General features: G+C 65.6%; 15 protein-coding genes. 3 read left to right on the plus strand and 12 right to left on the minus strand.

Going from position 1 to position 17,423, the window contains the following annotated elements; all coding sequences use genetic code 11:
- Positions 1–342 precede the first annotated feature (342 nt).
- Positions 343–1,041 carry a M23 family metallopeptidase gene (locus ACZO3G_RS06260; RefSeq protein WP_207654173.1) on the plus strand — a complete coding sequence of 233 codons (699 nt, stop codon included), beginning with the start codon at positions 343–345 and terminating at the stop codon, positions 1,039–1,041.
- Positions 1,042–1,113: 72 nt separating this feature from the next.
- On the opposite strand, the gene ACZO3G_RS06265 is transcribed toward ACZO3G_RS06260, so the two are convergent.
- The gene (locus ACZO3G_RS06265) at positions 1,114–1,428 is read right to left on the minus strand and encodes a hypothetical protein (RefSeq protein ID WP_276871790.1); all 315 of its coding nucleotides are present in this window, start codon (positions 1,426–1,428) and stop codon (positions 1,114–1,116) included.
- 168 nt (positions 1,429–1,596) lie between these two features.
- On the opposite strand from ACZO3G_RS06265, the gene ACZO3G_RS06270 reads away from it, so the two are divergent.
- Positions 1,597–1,929, plus strand: coding sequence for a helix-turn-helix domain-containing protein (locus ACZO3G_RS06270; protein ID WP_121587054.1), 333 nt, complete (start codon positions 1,597–1,599; stop codon positions 1,927–1,929).
- Positions 1,930–2,008: 79 nt separating this feature from the next.
- On the opposite strand, the gene ACZO3G_RS06275 is transcribed toward ACZO3G_RS06270, so the two are convergent.
- From ACZO3G_RS06275 to ACZO3G_RS06295, 5 genes are all read right to left on the minus strand, one after another.
- Positions 2,009–2,569, minus strand: a complete 561-nt coding sequence (locus ACZO3G_RS06275) for a serine acetyltransferase (protein WP_276871792.1) — start codon at positions 2,567–2,569, stop codon at positions 2,009–2,011.
- 57 nt (positions 2,570–2,626) lie between these two features.
- Complete coding sequence (locus ACZO3G_RS06280; protein ID WP_276871793.1) at positions 2,627–3,679, minus strand: class B sortase; 1,053 nt, start codon at positions 3,677–3,679, stop codon at positions 2,627–2,629.
- A gap of 184 nt (positions 3,680–3,863) precedes the next feature.
- Positions 3,864–7,736, minus strand: a complete 3,873-nt coding sequence (locus ACZO3G_RS06285) for a nicotinamide-nucleotide amidohydrolase family protein (RefSeq protein ID WP_277138571.1) — start codon at positions 7,734–7,736, stop codon at positions 3,864–3,866.
- A gap of 33 nt (positions 7,737–7,769) precedes the next feature.
- The gene (gene thiI / locus ACZO3G_RS06290) at positions 7,770–8,939 is read right to left on the minus strand and encodes a tRNA uracil 4-sulfurtransferase ThiI (protein ID WP_276871795.1); all 1,170 of its coding nucleotides are present in this window, start codon (positions 8,937–8,939) and stop codon (positions 7,770–7,772) included.
- 21 nt (positions 8,940–8,960) lie between these two features.
- Positions 8,961–10,103, minus strand: coding sequence for a cysteine desulfurase family protein (locus ACZO3G_RS06295; RefSeq protein WP_276871796.1), 1,143 nt, complete (start codon positions 10,101–10,103; stop codon positions 8,961–8,963).
- Positions 10,104–10,280: 177 nt separating this feature from the next.
- On the opposite strand from ACZO3G_RS06295, the gene ypeB reads away from it, so the two are divergent.
- Positions 10,281–11,648, plus strand: coding sequence for a germination protein YpeB (ypeB, locus tag ACZO3G_RS06300; RefSeq protein ID WP_276871800.1), 1,368 nt, complete (start codon positions 10,281–10,283; stop codon positions 11,646–11,648).
- A 506-nt stretch (positions 11,649–12,154) separates the two neighbouring features.
- Here ypeB and ACZO3G_RS06305 read toward each other — a convergent pair.
- The 6 genes from ACZO3G_RS06305 to ACZO3G_RS06330 form a co-directional block, all read right to left on the minus strand.
- On the minus strand, positions 12,155–13,066 hold the full coding sequence (locus tag ACZO3G_RS06305) for a CPBP family intramembrane glutamic endopeptidase (protein ID WP_276871804.1): 912 nt from the start codon (positions 13,064–13,066) through the stop codon (positions 12,155–12,157).
- 4 nt (positions 13,067–13,070) lie between these two features.
- Complete coding sequence (locus ACZO3G_RS06310) at positions 13,071–13,547, minus strand: peptidylprolyl isomerase (protein WP_276871807.1); 477 nt, start codon at positions 13,545–13,547, stop codon at positions 13,071–13,073.
- Positions 13,548–13,795: 248 nt separating this feature from the next.
- Positions 13,796–14,179, minus strand: coding sequence for a NifB/NifX family molybdenum-iron cluster-binding protein (locus tag ACZO3G_RS06315; RefSeq protein ID WP_101548749.1), 384 nt, complete (start codon positions 14,177–14,179; stop codon positions 13,796–13,798).
- On the minus strand, positions 14,157–14,552 hold the full coding sequence (locus ACZO3G_RS06320) for a DUF134 domain-containing protein (RefSeq protein ID WP_101548747.1): 396 nt from the start codon (positions 14,550–14,552) through the stop codon (positions 14,157–14,159). The genes ACZO3G_RS06315 and ACZO3G_RS06320 overlap by 23 nt, the downstream gene beginning before the upstream one ends.
- 163 nt (positions 14,553–14,715) lie before the next feature.
- The gene (locus ACZO3G_RS06325) at positions 14,716–16,344 is read right to left on the minus strand and encodes a flotillin family protein (protein WP_101548745.1); all 1,629 of its coding nucleotides are present in this window, start codon (positions 16,342–16,344) and stop codon (positions 14,716–14,718) included.
- Between the two features lie 14 nt (positions 16,345–16,358).
- A complete protein-coding gene (locus ACZO3G_RS06330; RefSeq protein ID WP_276871814.1) occupies positions 16,359–17,099 on the minus strand; it encodes an NfeD family protein in 741 nt (246 codons plus the stop codon).
- Positions 17,100–17,423 lie beyond the last annotated feature (324 nt).

Below are 17,423 nucleotides of genomic sequence, written 5' to 3' on the forward strand. Positions count from 1 at the left end.
GTCCCGAAGGGACAAGTGGCGCCTGTGGCCCTCTTTGAATGCGCGTCGCCGCTCTGCGGCGCTCGCCGCAGGCGAGGAGCGCATCTAAAGCCCCGCCGGGCACAGCGAGGCAAATCCAAAGCGCCCCGGAGGGGCGCGCAAAAACCCCTGGCCGCAGGGCGGCGGCCGCCGCTCCCCAAACGGGAAAGAAAGAAAATTTTATCGGAGTATAAAGCGCTTGCCTAGCGTTCAAAATAATACCGGAGGTGTAACCACAAAATGAATGATTCTTATAATCCAAAGAGCAAATTCAGTAAATTCATGGCAGGAAAAGGTTTTTACATTGCCCTTGCGATCTGTGTGGTGGGAGCTGGTACCGCCGCATGGGTGGCGGTAGACAAAACCATCGAGCGGATCGATCAAAATAACGACCGCGTGATCGAACAGCAGGCCCCATCCAGCACACAGGAGCCGGCCTACGGTTTCCCCGATCTGGAGGAGGCGGGAAAAGCGCAGAGCGGCGTCGGCGTCGACGGCAACAAGTCGGCCTCGCCCTCCTCGTCTACAGCGCCTTCGTCCTCCTCCGCGGCTGCGTCCAAACCGGACGAGCCCTCCGTAGAGGCAAAGGCGCAGCCCGAGCCGCAGCCCTCCTCCTTCGTCTTGCCGATCTCGGGCGAGATCTTCGCGCCCTACAGCGGCGGTGAGCTTGTCAAGAACGCCACGCTGAAGGAATGGCGCACCCATGACGGCATCGATATCAAGGCCGACAAGGGCGCGCAGGTCAAGGCGGTTTGCGACGGCAAGGTGACCGCCGTGCGCGACGACCCGCTGATGGGCATGACCATCGAGATCCTCCACCACGACGACATCACCTCGATCTACTGCGGACTGGATAAAAAGACCTCCGTCAAGGAGGGCGACAGCGTCCAGGTCGGCCAGGCGATCGGCACGGTCGGCGATATCCCCTGTGAAATCTCCCTCGATCCCCACCTCCATTTTGCGATGAAGGTCGGCGGCGCGTGGGTCGATCCCCTCAAAACGATGGGCAAAGTTTCTGACTGACTTCCTATTCTCCCATAGAACAGCGCGGCGGCCGCCGGGATTTCTCGGCGGCCGCCGCGCGTTTTGGTCGGTTTATCCCTCCAGCAGGCGCCCGTCCCGCCAGAGGTAGCGGTCGGCGCAGACGCCCTCCCCGGCGCGCACACAGAGGAGGACCGCCAGTCCCTCCCCGGACGGGGTGACGCTCACGACGATCAGCTCCGTCCGCCCCCTGCGTTCCTCCGTGCGGGCGAGCGCGCGCCTCACCGGCTCGGGGATCCCGTCCGGAAGGGGCGCGGACGGGGCGGGCGGAAGCGGGGCGGCGGGTTCGGAGGCCGCGGCGCCGCACCCGGCGGCGAAGAGCATCGCCGCCAGGAACAGGCCCGCCGCGATCCGGCCGGATCTCCGCATATCCCCCACCTCAACAATCACGCAAAGTATAATCGTATTATAACGCATCATAATTATAAATACAAGTACTTTAGGATTTATAGTGAGTTTTCTTTGCCGCGCTTTTCATTATCCTTTTATTATAGGCGCGTCCGTGCACGGGGCGCGCAGGGAGGGAAGCGGAAACAAATGTATGTGGATTACAGCCTGCTCGGCAGGCGGATCGCCTATCTGCGCCGCCGCAAGGGCCTGACGCAGGAACAGCTCGCGGAGCGCGCGGACGTCACCAACAACTACATCTCGCACATCGAGAACTGCCGTTCGATCCCCAGCCTCGAAACGGTCGTCAAGCTGTGCGGTGCGCTGGGCGTGACGCCCGACGAGCTCCTGCTGGGCACGAGCACGCACGAGCAGAACTACCTGAACAGCGACATTCTGCGCAAGCTGGAGGGCTGCACCCCCGCCGAACGCCGCCTGGTAGACGGCTTCATCGACCTGCTGGTCGACCAGCGGGAGGCCTGACCCGGGGCCGTTCGCCGCGGCGGCGCGCGCGCGTAACATGAAAAAAGGCCCGCGCAGAGCGCGGGCCTTTTTTCATTCGTCAGCGGTCGACGTGCAGCTTTCCGTCCCGGAAGTAGTAGTCCACCCCGTCGAGCGTCGTGGTGTAGGTGTTGTCGAGCGCCTCCTTGCGCAGGATGCGGGTCGGGGCGCAGACCGCGACCGAATTCGCGGGCATGTCCTCATAGACCACCGCGTTGGCGCCGATCCGGCAGTTGTCCCCGACGGTGATCCCCCCGACGATCTTGGCGCCCGCGCCGATATAGACGTTGTCGCCGATCGTGGGCGCGCCGGGGCACTTGCTGCCGGGCAGGGTGTTGGAGCCGATCGTCACCTGCTGGAAGATGACCACGTCCCGCCCGAGCTTCGCGCCGTTGGAAATGAAAATCCCCTGCACGCCGTGCGGGAAGCAGGGCGTCCCGACGAACTCGCTGTCGAGCCCCACAAAGCTGCCCCGCCGCAGGAAATAGTTCCCGTAGGTGAGCTTCATCAGCTTGCCGGGGCGCTTTTGCAGGCGCGCCTTGAGCCCCCAGATCGACTTGTAGCGCAGCATCGCATACGCCTCGAGAAAGGGGCGCAGGATGGAAAAAATCAGGTCCTTCAAAGGGATGTCCTCCTTTAAAAAACGGCCCTCAGACGAGGGCCGTTTTGCCGGTGTCCGCTAGGAGATCTTCTTGGCCATGACGACGAACCGCTGGTTGTCGCCCGCGCCGAGCACCCGCGTGCAGGTGGAGAGGGTGATGATCTTGTCGTTCGGGCCGACCGTGACGCCGAAGTCGTGGATGCTCTTGGCCTTGGCGGTCGAGATGATCTGGTTGACGACCGCGCCGTCCGCGTAGTTGTAGCCGAAGCTCAGGTCGGTGTAGAAGACGGTGAACACCTGGTAGAGGTGGTCGCCGCCGAGCGTGGCGACGCGGATGTAGGGATTCGCCTTGGCGAATTCGGCGTTGTCGTAGGCGGCGAGCTGGGCGAACATCACGTCGCCCGGATTGCCGATGCGCACCGGCCGCCAGCAGTTGGTCCAGTTGTGCCCGTAGAGCACGCAGTTGCGCGAGGTGATCTCGCCGTTCGCGTCAAATTTGGTGTCGCCGTCCGCCCAGATGACGCCGTTGCGGCTCGCCTCTTTATAGTAGCCGCGGCTGGTGTAAAAATTGGTGTTCGCGTTGTAGACGAGCGGGTAGCTGATGTTGGTGTTCGCGATGGTGATCCAGCCGAACACGTCGGGGTTGACCGCCTTCCACCCGGCGATGTCCCCGGCGGCGGGAGGCGTGAAGGTCGCGCCCTCCTCCTTCTCATAGGTTTCGGCGCGGGATTTGAGCAGGCGGGAGAGCTGCACCGCCGTCACCGGCTCGTAACGGGTCGCGCCGGCGAGCGCGTCCACCTCCGGCTGGCTGCTTTCCGCCGGCTCCGCAGGCGCGGAAACAGGCTCCGCCTCGGAGACGGGCTGCTGCGGCTGCGAGGCCTGCTCCTCCTGTACGGAGGAGCTCGGGGAGACGGGCTCCCTGCGGGTGAGGTCCATGCCGGAGACCGCCGAGACGAGCCCCCAGCCTCCGGCCGCCACCGCGAGCACGATCACCGCGAGGGACGCGCGGCTGCGCAGCACGCGGGGGATGCTCCGGTTGTTGGTGTACCAGTCAAGGAAGTCGCACACGGCCGACTTAACGCCCACGCAGAAATAGTAGACCCCGCGCAGGAACTTTTTGAGCAGATTCATAGAAAACCCTCTTTATCCTCTTTATCATTCTCCCGGCGGCCCCGCCGCCCCAAACAGTCCAGTTACAATTTCAAATTATAGCACATTCCCGTCGGATTGTGGAGAGGAAATTTTATAAAACTCCCGGATGCCGCCGAAAAAGCGGGCCGCCGCCCGGCGGCCCGCCCCCGCCGGGGGCTCCGGCCTATTTGACCTTGGTGCCGGGGTAGTAGTGCTTCAGGATGTCGAGGTAGTCCCAGCCCTCCTCGGCGGCGTAGAGGTTGGCTCCCGTCTGGCTCATGCCGACCCCGTGGCCGTAGCCGTAGGTCGTGAAGGTGAACTCGTCGCGGCGGGAGGAATAGTCGATCTCGAAGGCGGCGGAGCGCAGGCCGAGCACATTTTCCCGCAGGACCCTGCCGGTCACCGTCTTCCTGCCCACCCGCACCGACTTGACGTACATGCCGCCCTCGGTGTAGTCCTCGATGTCAAACCAGTCGTCCGGGTCGTCGCTGTAGTCGTAGAGGTCGATCTTGAGGGCGCTCTTCACCTTTTTGGCGACGGCGTCCGCGCTCAGCTTGACGCTGACCTCATAGTTCCTGGCCATCTCGTCGATCTCACTGTCGACCGACACGAGGTAGGGGTAGCTGCCGCCCCACACGTCCTCCGAGGCGATGGTCACGCCCGCCGAGGTCGCGTAGAAGGGGGTGAAGGCGAGCTTGTTTTTGTAGTAGACCGCCTCGCCCGCGACCTCCTCGACCGCGTCGTACACCTCGTCGCTCGGCGTCCTGGTGCCGAGGTAGGGGGTGATGCCGCTCTTGTTCTGCTGCTTGATGAAGGTGTAGGCGGCGACCGCCTGCGCCTTGATCGCCTCCTCCTCGAAGCCCGCGCCCATCTCGTTCATGACGACCCGCGCGACGATGTCCGTCGCGCGCCCGGTCGTCTTTTTGCCTCCCGTCACGATCGTGAGCTTGTCGTTGGCGGAGCTGCGCACCGTCGCGGCCGCGACCTGCGTCTCCCCTTCGCCGCCCTCGTCGCCGCCGCCCGTCTCCTCGACCGGCTGGCTGCTCTCGGGGGAGGGCTCGGGTTCCGGCTCCGGCTCCGGCTCGCTGGGCGGCGGCGCCTCGGAGGAGGCCGCCGTCTCGCTCGAGGCGGGCGGGGGCGGAGGCGTTTCACTGCTCGCCGGGGGCGGCGCGGCCTCGCTCGACGCGGGCGGCGTCACCGTGCTCGCCGTGCTGCTGCTCGACGAGGCGGACTCCTTCTCCTTGTCGCGCGCGATGCTCTCCGCCTCGTCGGCGTACTGCTCCGCCTTTTCAAATTCCTTCTTGGCCGAATTGGCCGCCGCCAGCGCGTCCTGGTACGCCTGCTTGGTCACGCCGGACGGATGCTTCTCGTAGATCTCCCGCGCGAGGTCGGACGCGTCGAGCGCGTCGTAATAGGCCTGCTTCGCGCGGTCCATCGCCTGCGCCGCCTTGTCCGCCGCGCCGCGCGCCTCGGAGGCGCCCGCCGAGCCGCGCCCGGCCCTGTCGAGGTAGTTCTGCGCCTCATCGCGCGCCTCGCGGGCCTTTTTCAGCGCGTACTGCGCGTCGTCGGCGTAACCGAGCGCCCGATCGTCGTACTCCGTCTGCGCGGCGCTCTGCGAGGAGGACGGGGACGCCGCGGCGGAGGAACCGCCCGCCGCGCCCGACGCGCCGGCGCTGGCCGCCGCGGAAGCGCCCGGCAGCTCGGGCACGAGGCCCGCCGCCGACTCGGTCTTGGCGTTCTTGACCGCCTCCGCGGTCGCCTGCCCGCCCGCGAAGCCCGCGGGCAGCTTGACGTTCTGGTTGACGCTGTAGGTGATGTCGCTGCCGTCCGCCTTCTCCCCGTCGCGCACCCGGCGCCCGACCACGACGGTGCGCACATGCGCGTCGTCCGAGACGGGCCCGAACTCGTAGGAGCAGGTGGAGAGCATGAGGAACTTGTCGCCGAACTGGACGTCGACGTTGGAACTGTAGTAGGAACGGCTGGTGATCTCGTCGACGAAGGTGTTGAAGGTGGCCTGGTCGCCGAGGTCCAGGTAGGTGTTGTAATAGAAGATCGGGCCGTAGGCCTCCTTGGCGTTGGTGATGAAGACGGCCATGATCTTATAGTCGTTGTCCCGGTAGACGTCGTCGAAGGAGATGACCGGGTGCTCCCGCAGATACTCGATGCCCGCCGTGGGGTTGGCGAAATCCTTGGTGCCGCTCGCGCCCTTGTACTTCATCAGCTCGCCGAACATCTGCCCGTCGGTCATGTTGTGGCCATAGATGATGTAGTTGTCGCTCTGCGGCTCCATCGAGTCGTTCGCCTCGAGCCAGGGGATGCCGTATTTGTTGTCCTTGCGGTAGAAATCGCGGCGCAGGTAGTAGCTGTTGTCGATATAGTGCACCACCGGGTAGTTGACCTGGGTGCCGTCGATCGAAAGCCAGCCCGCCACGTCCTCGTTGATCTGGTAGAGGTTGGCGAACTTCTTCTGGTATCCGGCGGGATAGCCGTCGGGCACCTCGATATTGCCGTCGTCCTCGATGCCGAGCGCGGCGCTGTACGCCTTGGCGATCTCCTCGTTCTGGCTGCGGTTTTTGGCCGAGCCGCCGTAGAAGCTGACGAGGTAGGCCGCCGAGCCGATGAAGACGCAGACCGCCACGATGAGGATGAGCTTGCGCACCACGTCGGCGGGGGCGTCCCCTCTGGCCGGGAAGACCGCCGCGAGAAAGCCGCGTTTCTTCTTCTGCGCGCCGGGGCCCTCCCCCTTCGCGCCGGCCGCGGCCGGCGCGGACAGCCTGCCCGCCGCCGCGTCCTTCAGCGGCGCCCCGCCCGGGAGCCTTCCCGGCAGGGCGGTTATGTACAGCCGCACAAGGTCGAGCGCGGCCAGGCAGGCGGCGTAGCGGATCGCCTCGGGCGGGGTGTCCTTGGGGAGCGAAAGGCTCCTCGTCCAGACCTCCTTCGCGTCGCAGAGGGCGATGTGGACGGTTCCCGTCCGCTTCGCGTCCTCGCCGCGTCCGCCGGCGTTGCCGGTAACCGCGAGCCCGAGGGCGGATTTTCCCTTCTCCATCGCGCCCTGCGCCATGGCGGCGGCCGTCTGCGGGCTTACGGGGCCGTATTTCTTGAGGAGCTTGGCGGACACGCCGAGGGAATCCTGCTTGATGCGGTCGGAGTAGGCGGAGACGCCGTAGGCGACCGTCCCCGCGCCGCCGGGCGCGGCGGAGAGCAGCTCCCCGAGCGACCCGCCGGTGCACGCCTCGCCGAGGCTGACGGTGAGCTTCGCCCCGGCCAGCAGTCCGGCCGCGACCTGCGGGAGGGGCCCGCAGTCGACGCCGAAGACCGCCTCCCCGAGGCGCTTTTCGATCTCCTTCACGACGGGCGCGCAGATGGCCGAGGCCTGCGCCTTGTCGGCGGCGCGCGCCGTGACGCGCACCTGGAATTCGCCCCGCCGGGGATAGACGGCGACGGCCGGGTTCTGCGAGCGCAGGATGGGGCCGAGCTTTTCGCGCATCTCCTTTTCATCGGGGCCGTAGACGCCCACCGTGCGGGTCACGACGGCGGCGTCGGAAAACTTCGCCAGATAGGGCATGACGCTGTGCTGGAACATCGGGACGAACTCCCGCGGGTCCTCGGGCACCATCAGCAGAAACTGGTTGCCCGCCGACAGCGCGCAGCCGGGGGTGACCCCGCGCACGCCGGGGAAGACCACCGACTGCTCGGGCATCATCGCGAGCCTGGCGACCTGCTGTGGCATCTGCCGCCCGGCGCGCTCATAGGCCTCCTTCATCCGCTTGAGGCTCGGCTCGTGCATGACGAGGCGGCGGGAGAGCCCCTCGCAGACGGTCTCCTTGGCAATGCCGTCCGGCCCGGGGCCGAGCCCGCCCATCAGGATGACCACGTCGCTGCGCCCGAGCGCGCGCGCGATCGCCGCGCGCAGGCTCTGCACGCTGGTCCCCACGGCGGCGGAAGCCCCCACCTCGATCCCGCAGGTTCCGAGTTCCTTTTCGAGTAACCGGGTGTTTGCCGCCAGCGCGCCGTCCTCGGCAAGGGCGGCGCCGACGCCGATAATCTCAGCGATCAAGCAAAACCCTCCTTCTTCTTGGTGTGCGGCGTTTTAGCCGATCGTTTCCATCCGCGTGTTTTCCGTCGCACACGCGAGCATCGCCTCCGCGTCCAGGCGGCTCTCCGCCTCCAGAACGTAGCCGAGGCGGGGTTTTGTCTTGGGATGCCGGGGGGTGAAGACGGTGCAGCAGTCCTCGTAGGGCAGGATCGAGGTCTCGAACGTGTCGATCTTGTTGGCGATCCGCACGATCTCGTCCTTGTCCATGCCGATCACCGGGCGCAGCACCGGCAGGTCGCTCGCCACATCGGTGCAGGCGAGCGCGTCGAGCGTCTGGCTGGCCACCTGCGCGAGGCTCTCCCCCGTGATGAGCGCGCCGCAGCCGTTTTCCCGCGCGATCCGCGCGGCGATCTTCATCATCATCCGCCGCATCACGACGGTGAAGATGTCCTCGGGGCAGTTGTCCCGGATGGCCTCCTGGATCTCGGTGAAGGGCACGACCGCCAGCCGCACCCGCCCGCACCAGGCGGACATCTTTTTGCAGAGGGTGCGCACCTTTTCGAGCGCGAATTCGCTCGTGTAGGGCGGGCTCACAAAGTGCACCGCCATGACCTCCAGCCCGCGCTTGGCCATCATCCAGCCCGCCACCGGGCTGTCGATGCCGCCGGAAATGAGCAGCATCGCCCGCCCGCTCGTGCCGACCGGGAGCCCTCCCGCGCCGTGGAGCTGGTCGGTGTGCAGGTAGGCCGCCACCTCGCGGATCTCCACGTAGACGGTCACGTCGGGGTGGTGCACGTCCACCGTGAGGCGGGGGTACGCCTCGAGCAGCGCGGCCCCCATCTCCATGCAGATTTCGGGCGACTTCATCGGGAAGGTCTTGTCCGACCGCTTGGCCTCCACCTTGAAGGTCCGCGCCCCCTCGAGCGCGTCCCGCAGATAGCCCGGGGCCGCCGCGCGGATCTTCGCGAAGTCCTTTTCCACGATCGCCGCGCGGGTGAGCGCGGCCACGCCGAAGACGCGCGAAAGACGGTCGACCGCCTCGTCGATATCGATCTCTTCGCTTTCCGGCTCGACGTAGATCGTCGACTGGGCGCTGCGGATCTTAAAGCTCCCGAGCGTCTCCAGCCTGCGCCGGCAGTTTTTCATCAGCACTTCCTCAAAGGAGCGGCGGTTGAGCCCCTTGAGCGCCAGCTCGCCGCATTTGAGCAGTATCAGTTCCTTCATTCGTTTCCCTGTCCCATCCTGTTATTTGTGCGCCACCCTGGCGATTCCTTCGCGGAGGGCCGAAACCAGCATGTCCAGCTCCTCCTCGCTTGTCCCGTAGATGAAGCTCGCGCGCAGCGCGCCGTCCACCACCGGGGCGGGCAGCCCCATCGACAAAAGCACGGGGCTTTTTGCCCCCTTCGAGCAGGCCGACCCGCTCGAAACAAAGACCCCCCGGCTCTCGAGAAAGTGGAGCATCGTCTCCGAGCGGTAGCCGGGCACCGAAAAATTCACGATGTAGGGGGAGCCGTCCGCCGGGGAGATCAGCCGCACCCCGCTCATTTCCGAAAGCTGTTCCCGCAGGCGGTCCCGCAGGGCTTCGGCGCGCGCGAAATTCTCCGGCACCTTCCCGTTAAGCGCGGCGCACGCCGCGCCGAACCCGGCGATCGCCGGGAGGTTCTCGGTGCCCGAGCGCAGCCCCCGCTCCTGCCCGCCGCCGCAGATCTGCGGCAGGACGCGCACGCCGCGGCGAATATAGAGGGCCCCGGACCCCTTGGGTCCGCAGATTTTATGCCCGCTCACGCTCATCAGGTCGATCTCCATGCGGGAGACGCGCAGCGGCAGCTTGCCAAACGCCTGCACCCCGTCGCAGTGGATGAGCGTCTCGGGATTTTTGCGGCGGATGCGCTTCGCGGCTTCCGCCACCGGGAAGATTGCGCCCGTCTCGTTGTTGACGAGCATCATACTGACGAGCGCCGTGCGTTCGTCGACCGCGTCGGCGAACGCCCCGGCGTCGAGCTTCCCATCCGGGCCGGGCTTCACGTACGCGACCTCCCAGCCCTCCGACTCGAGCCGCCGCATCGCCTCCGAGACGGAGGAGTGCTCCGCCGCCGTCGTGACGAGCTTTTTTCCGCGCCGCGCGCGCGCCGCCGCGCCGCCGAAGACCGCGAGGTTATTCGCCTCGCTGCCCCCCGAGGTGAAGGTCACGCACTCGGCCTGACACCCCAGCAGCGCCGCGACCGCCTCCCGCGCCGCAGCCATCTCCCGCGCCGAGGCAAGCCCCATTGCGTGCAGGGAGGAGGGATTCCCAAAGCAGTCCCGCATCATCCGCGCCGCCGCTTCCACCGCCGCCGGACAGGCGCGCGTGGTCGCCGCGTTATCCAGATATGCCGTTTTTTCTTCCATCAATCCCCTGCTCCCATCTCTGCCAAGGCGCATACCGCCCTATTATCCGTTTTAGTATAGCGCAATTCCGCTTTTTTTTCAACGAATGTCCACCAAAATTCTCATATTTTCAATATTTGTTCACAAAATAACAGGGTGTATATCCGAATTTCAACAATTTTTCCGGGAGGTACCTTCATGAACGTCGCCCTCTCCAAACGAGCCCTCATCCGCATCATCAGCTTTTTGGCCGCCGTCCTGCTGGTGGCCGCCGGCATCGCCGTGCAGCAGCACGCCGCCGCGCGCGACTACCGCCTCCAGCTCGAGAACACCTATGCCCGCGCGCTCGGCGAGCTGTCGAGCTATCTCGCGAACATCTCCGCCGACCTGGAAAAGGGCCAGTATGTCGGCACCCCCACGCAGCTTTCCCAGATGTCCGCGCGCATCTGGCGGGAGAGCGGCGGCGCGAAATCCGCCCTCTCCTCCCTGCCGGTGAGCGACCTGCACATGGACAACACCTATAAGTTCCTGTCGCAGGTGGGCGATTACGCGATGGCGCTCTCCAAAAAGGTGGCGGCCGGCGCGCAGCTCTCCGAGGAGGACCGGCAGAACGCGGAGGCGCTGCGCGAATACGCCGCCAAGCTCAACGACTATGTCGGCGGGGTCGAGCGGCAGGTGCGGGACGGCCGCATCGACGTGACTGCCCTGCGCACCGCGCGTCATGACGGCGGCGACGACACCGAGGGCACCCGGCCCGCGGGCGTATCCGCCGGGTTTGAGGACGTGGAGCAGACGATGACCGGATATCCCACCCTCATCTATGACGGGCCCTTCTCCGACCACCTGCTCACCCGGCGGCCCCGCCTCACCTATGGGCGCCCGACCGTCACCCCCGACGCGGCGCAGCAGGCCGCGGCTTCGGCCGCCCGCCTCAACCCCGGGGACCTCGCCCGCGCGGACGACGAAAATTCCAACATGCCCTCCTACACCTTCAAGGCGGAAAATCTGAGCATCGGCGTGACCAAGGCGGGCGGGCTCGTCACCTACCTGATCAACGGCCGCGAAATCGGCGAGGAACGCCTGCGCAACGACGCGATCTTTCGTTTCGGGGAGGATTACCTCACCTCGCTCGGCTATGAGGACATGCGCGCCACCTACTATGAGAAGGCGGACGGCGTCTGCACGATCAACTACGCCGCGACGAGCGGCAACGTCATCCTCTACACCGACCTCATCAAGGTCGGCGTCGCGCTCGACGACGGCAGCATCGTCTTTTACGATGCGCGCGGCTATATCAACAACCACCGCGACCGCACCCTGGGCGAGCCCGCCATCACCGCCGAGGAGGCCCTCCAATCGGTGAGTCCCTCGCTGACCGTGCTCTCCGAGCGGCTCGCGCTCATCCCCACCAGCGGACAGAACGAGGTGCTCACCTATGAGTTCCAGACCCGCGCGGGCGAAGGCGACGACGCGCAGAAAATCCTCGTCTATGTCAACGCCTCCACCGGCGCGGAGGAACAGATTCTGCTGCTTCTGGAGACGCCCGAGGGAACGATGACGAAATAACCTGGGGAAGCTTTCGAGAAAGTTTCCCCGGGATCCCTTCAAAGCTTTGGGTTCAGGCGCGCCCCCAGCGCCCCCACGCCCGCCGTTCGTGAAACTTCGTCCCAGGAAACGGCTTCTCAGGGGGCTCTGAAAAGCCCCCTGAAACCCGAAACGTTTGGTTCAGGCGCGGCCCCGGCGCACCCGTACCCGCCGCCCGTGAAACTTCGTCCCCAAACCAAACGTTTTGCCAGCTTTTTCAAAAGCTGCGGGGCCGCGGGGCCGCGCCCCGCGCCGCACCCGCAGGCGCGGAACGCTCCGATCCTCCGGGCGCATTTTCTTTGCTTCTTTCTTTTGCAAGAGAAAAGAAAGAAGCTCCTCGCGCGGCGGGCGGAAAACCGTGCGGCGGGACCGCACGCGCGCGCTTCGCGCGCGGACGCGCCGGAGGCGCGTCGTTTTCCGCCAAGCCCGCGGGAGCGCCGCGCCCCGCCAAAAAGCCCCGGACGGAATGATTCCGTCCGGGGCTTTTTCTAGTGCATCTGGGCCGGCACCAAGGCCATCAGAAAGCAGAGTGCCAAAAAGACGTCCACCGGCCACGACCGCAAGAGCCTGCGGAAGCCGAACGGCTTCGACTCGGGGCATTTCGGCGGGAACACGGGCCGGCGCTTGCGGTAGCGCACCACCAGATAGCCGACGCACACGAGGCCAAAGATTACAAAAAATCCGTTCGCGGCGGCCACCGCCACCTCGTTCGGCAGCTCGACCGCCGTGTTGATGAGCATGGCAAAGGTGTTATAGAACATGTGGATCATCACGGTGGGCAGGACGGAGCCGGCCCGCTGGGCGATGACCGCGAGGAGGATGCCCATAAAGAAGGTGCCGACTCCCTGCGTCAGGTTGCCGTGCGTAAAGGCAAAGAGCATCGCGGAGGCGAAGATGGCGAACCGCGGGCCGTACCGCGTGAAGGTGCGCAGCAGCAATCCCCGGAAGAGAAGCTCCTCCAGCAGCGGGGCCAGAACGGAAACCGCCAGCAGCATGAGCACGCAGCCGGGCAGGTCGAAGGGCAGGGTGAGCTCGGGCGACCAGAGCTCGATGCCGGCCGCCGAAAGCAGAGCCTCGATGGCCACGGCCAGGTAGCCGCTCGCAAAGCTGGCGCCGACCATCATGAGGAAGCCGGGACCCACCCACTTTTCGAGGTGGTGCTCCCCCGTGAATAGGCTCTTCAGCGGGATGCCGACCATGCGCGAAAGAAGCAGGATGGGCGGCAGGTCCCCCACCACGGTGGAGACCACCAGCGTGACCGGCATGAAGAGCTCCTGCGGGAGGGAGGCGAAAAGCATCAGAAGGGCGATCAGCACGCCCGCCACCAGCTGCATGCCGAGCAGGAGAAGCAGGGAAAGCCCGCACCACAGGTAATCGCGGCGGGCAGCCTGGATTTCCACCCGCTTAGTCCTCGGTATAGGTGACCTTTGCCATCCGCTGGACCTTCTTGGGCCGGTCGGAGTAGTCGGTCGGGACAGCGGCGATCTCATCCACGACGTCCATGCCCTCGATCACCTTGCCGAACGCGGCGTACTGCCCGTCGAGGTGGGGCGCGTCGGCGTGCATGATGAAGAACTGGGAGCCAGCCGAATTCGGGTTGCCCGAACGCGCCATCGAAAGGACGCCGCGGGTGTGCCTGAGGTCGTTCTTTACGCCGTTGGCGGCGAATTCGCCCTTGATCGTATGGCCGGGGCCGCCCATGCCGGTGCCCTGCGGGCAGCCGCCCTGGATCATGAAGCCGGGGATGACGCGGTGGAAGATGAGCCCGTCATAAAAGCCGTCCTTGACAAGGTTCACGAAGTTCTCCACCGTGGCGGGCGCCACGTCGGGGTAGAGCTCGATTTTGATCTCCTTGCCGTTTTCCATCTGAATCGTAACCATAATGACCTCCATCAAAGCCGGGGCTGGCCCGGATATTCTTACTGTCCTGTTCAGTTTACTACATCCGCGCACCGCACGCAAGCCCCTTCCTCCGCGCGGAAAGAAAGAGGACCGGCGGACGCGTCGCGTCCGCCGGTCCCTTCACGCCGCCGCAACGGGCGGCGGACGCCTCGAGGCGCCGCCCCGCGGGCCCGCCGCCTTTTGAAAAAGGCGGGCGAAACCTTTAAAATCTCAGCGCGTGCGCGCCGTCAGTGGCCGCAGGAGTGGCTCCCGCAGTCGTGCCCCTCACCATGGCCCTCGTGGTGGGCGCAGACGGTGTCCGGATCGTAGGACAGGCTGCCCGCCAGCAGCGCCGCGACCTGCGCGTCCGCCTCCCCCGAGGCGCCCGGATAGAGGGTGATGCCCGCTTCGGCCAGCGCGGTGCGCGCGCCGCCGCCGATGCCGCCGCAGATCAGCGTATCCACGCCGCGCTCCCGCAGAAAGCCCGCCAGCGCGCCGTGGCCGCTGCCGTTCGTGGGCAGGACGGCGGAGGAGACGACTTTGCCGTCCGCGACCTCGTACACCTTGAACTGCCCGGTGTGCCCGAAGTGCTGGAAGACCTGTCCGTTTTCATAAGTGACCGCAATTTTCATCGTAATGACCCCCATCTAATAATTGGCAGCGCCGTTTTTCACAGCACCGTTTTTTACAATTCCTGCCGCAGCAGTGGTCCGCGTGGGCGCAGAGCGCGTACTCCCCGCCCCGGATCGTCAGCATCCTGCCGTTGACGAGCGCGTCGGCCAGCTTCCCGCGCGCCCGGTCGTAAACCGTCTGGACGGTGGTGCGCGCGACGCCGATCTGCGCGGCGCACTCCTCCTGCGTGTAATCGAGCAGGTCGATCAGGCGGATGACCTCGTATTCATCCACCGTCATCTCCACGGCGTCCTCCGGCGGGCCGTCCAGCGGCCCGAACCGTTCCCGCCTGGGCAGTTCGCAGATACGCCTGCATTTTGTTGGCCGCGGCATCCGATCGCCTCCCGATGTTTCCGGTATATGTCAGTTATTATAGCGCAATATCCGGCATATGTCAATAAAAACTTTGCCCCGCGCGCGTACCCCGCCTCCACGCTGGGCAAACCGGAAAACGCCCCCCTGCCGCGGCAGGGGGGCGTTCGGCACGCTTACGCGCTTATTTTTTCGGAGTGTCCGCGGGGCCTTCCGGTTCGTTCCGGGAGACGTCCATATCCATATGGACGTTGCGGGTGGTCCTGGCCTCGAAGGTGTTGGCGCGCATGACCTCGGTCATGTCGAAGCCGATCGTGTCCTTGAGCGCCTCGTTGACCGCCTTGAGCGCGCCCACCGTATAGCGGGCCACGTCCGCCGCGCCGGCGCCGTCCCCGTTTTCCGAGCCGCCGCCGATGATCGTGATGTTGCCGATCTTCGCCATCGGCTCCGCGACCGCGCGGGCGATCTCCGGCAGCTTTTCAATGACCATCTGCAGCTTGCCCGCGTCGTTCATCTTGGCCAGCGCCTCGGCCTTCTTCTCAAGCGCCTCGGCCTCCGCGAGGCCCAGCTGCTTGACCGCCTCGGCCTGCGCGAGGCCCTGCTTTTCGGTGATCTCCGCCTGCGCGACGCCCTCCTGCTTGATGCGCTCCGCCTGCGCCGCCGCGTCCATCTTCTTCGCCGCGGCCTGCGCCTCGGCATCGAGCTTCATCGCGTCCGCCCGCGCCGCCGCATCGAGGCGCTTGGCCTCCGCCTCGGCCTCCGCGCGCAGGATCGCCGCGATCTTCTGCGCTTCCGCGGCGAGCTGGGCCTTCTGCTTCTCCGCCTCGGAGGGCTTCACCATCGTTTCGAGCAGCTCGGCTTCCTTGCGCTCCGCCTTGCGCTTGGCAAGGTCGATGTTCTTCTGCTCCGCCGCGATCAGGATCTGGATCTCCGCCTCGCGGACCTCCTTGGCGCGCTGCTCCTTGAGGACGTTGGCGTCCATCTCGGTGTTGGTGATGTCCTTCAGGGTGACGTTCTGCTGGATGCTGTACGCCGCGTCGGAAATCGCCTGGGTGGTCTGGCGCTCCCGCTCGTAGTTGAGCTTTTTGATGTCCGCGTCCTTTTTGGCCTCGGCCACGCGGGCCTCCGCCTCCAGACGGGCCTGCTCGCCCGCGCGCTTGGCCTCGGAGGTCTTGATCATGCTCTCCTTGATCGCCTCGGCCTGCGCGATCTCCGCGTCCCGCTTGACCGCCGCGATCTGCGGCTTGCTCAGCGCCTCGAAGTATCCGTTCTGGTCCCCGATTCCCTTGATCGTGAAGGATTTGAGCTCCAGCCCCAGCTCCTTGAGCTGCTCCTCCGCGACCTCCTTGACCCGCTCGGAAAAGGTCTTGCGGTCCTTGTAGAGCTGTTCCGCGGTCATATCCGCGATGATCTCGCGCAGGCGGCCCTCGCAGACGTCGCGCGCGGTGTCCACGATGTGCTGACGGGTCTCCGCCTCGCGCCCGCAGTTGAACTGCTCGACGGCCGAACGGATCATCGTCTCGTCGTTCTTGATCTTGACGACCACCGTGCCGTTGGCTTCGATCGGGACGGCATCGGCGGTCAGGGTGCCCTGCATGTTCACGTCAAAGCTCATGTTCTCCAGCGTCACATAGTCGATCCGCTGCATGACGGGGATCACGATGACGCCGCCGCCGGTGATGACCTTAGCCTTCCCCAGGCCGGTGACGATCGCCGCCTTATCCGCCGGAACCTTCTTCCAGGTCGACAGGATACAGATCAGGATCAAAACCACGGCCGCCGCCACAATTCCGATTGTAATCAGATACTCCATACACGTTACCTCCCCTATGACTCTTGTTTATCTTCCAGTGGAGCCGCGATACACACCATCCTTTCCGGATCGACCTCCACAACGGTTACGGCCTGCCCCACGGGGATCCGCGCGATCCCCTCCGCCGGGCGCGCGTCGTAGGAAACGAGGCTCCCGGACGCGCTGTGCACCCGGATCGTCCCCACGAAGTCGTCCCGCAGCTCGAGCGTCACGACGCCCTCCTGCCCCTTGATCTCCCGGATGCCCGCCGCGTAAGAGCGGTTGCGCTTGAGCGGGAGAATCACGAAGCGGCCGAGCAGCCAGCCCGCCAGCAGCCCCGAGGCGGCGGACACGGCCAGCCCCGCGGCGGGCGGCAGCCTGGTCAGGCAGAGCCTGCCCACCGCGCCGAACACCACCGCGGTCAGGGAAAGGGTCATCAGGTTGATGATGACGGGCGCGTGGGCGCGCCCCGCGGCGGACACATGCGCGCCTTCCGCGCCCGCGGGCGCTTCGGCGGAGAGGTCCGCGTCCATATCGAGATCCGCGTCGAGGTCCATGTCCGCGTCCAAATCCACGTCCGTGTCGAGGTCCACGTCGAAGTCCGCATCCGCGTCGAGCCCGGCATCCAGGTCCATTGAGGCGTCGGCGCCGACGTCCGCGTCCGCGCCCAGGTCGAGCGCGCCGCCGATCGCCCCCACGAGCACGTCCAGGACGGGCACCACGAAGCCGCCCGCGATGAAACAGTTGTAGATCACCCGCATCCGTTCCAGATCCATGCCGACGCCCCCTCTCTGCTTCCTATTTTACCGCATCGAACCGCTGAAGGCAACCTCATTTGCCCGCGGGCCGGTTCCTCCCGCTGCCTATAAAACCCGTCCGGAGCGCCCGGCGGGACACCCCGTGCGGGGCGGGGCGTCGAAACGGCGCTTTTGAAATAAATTTCAATGATGATAGAATGTACAATCCGGAAAAAACGCGCTTGTGTACCTTGTTGGATTTGAAAGTAATTTCCGGAGGGAATCGCCCGAAAAGTATTTACATCGCGGAAAAAGGGTGATACGATGCAGGTGAACTCAATTTCAGGATTGGAACAGATGTTC

The organism is Anaerotruncus sp., assembly GCF_057433415.1.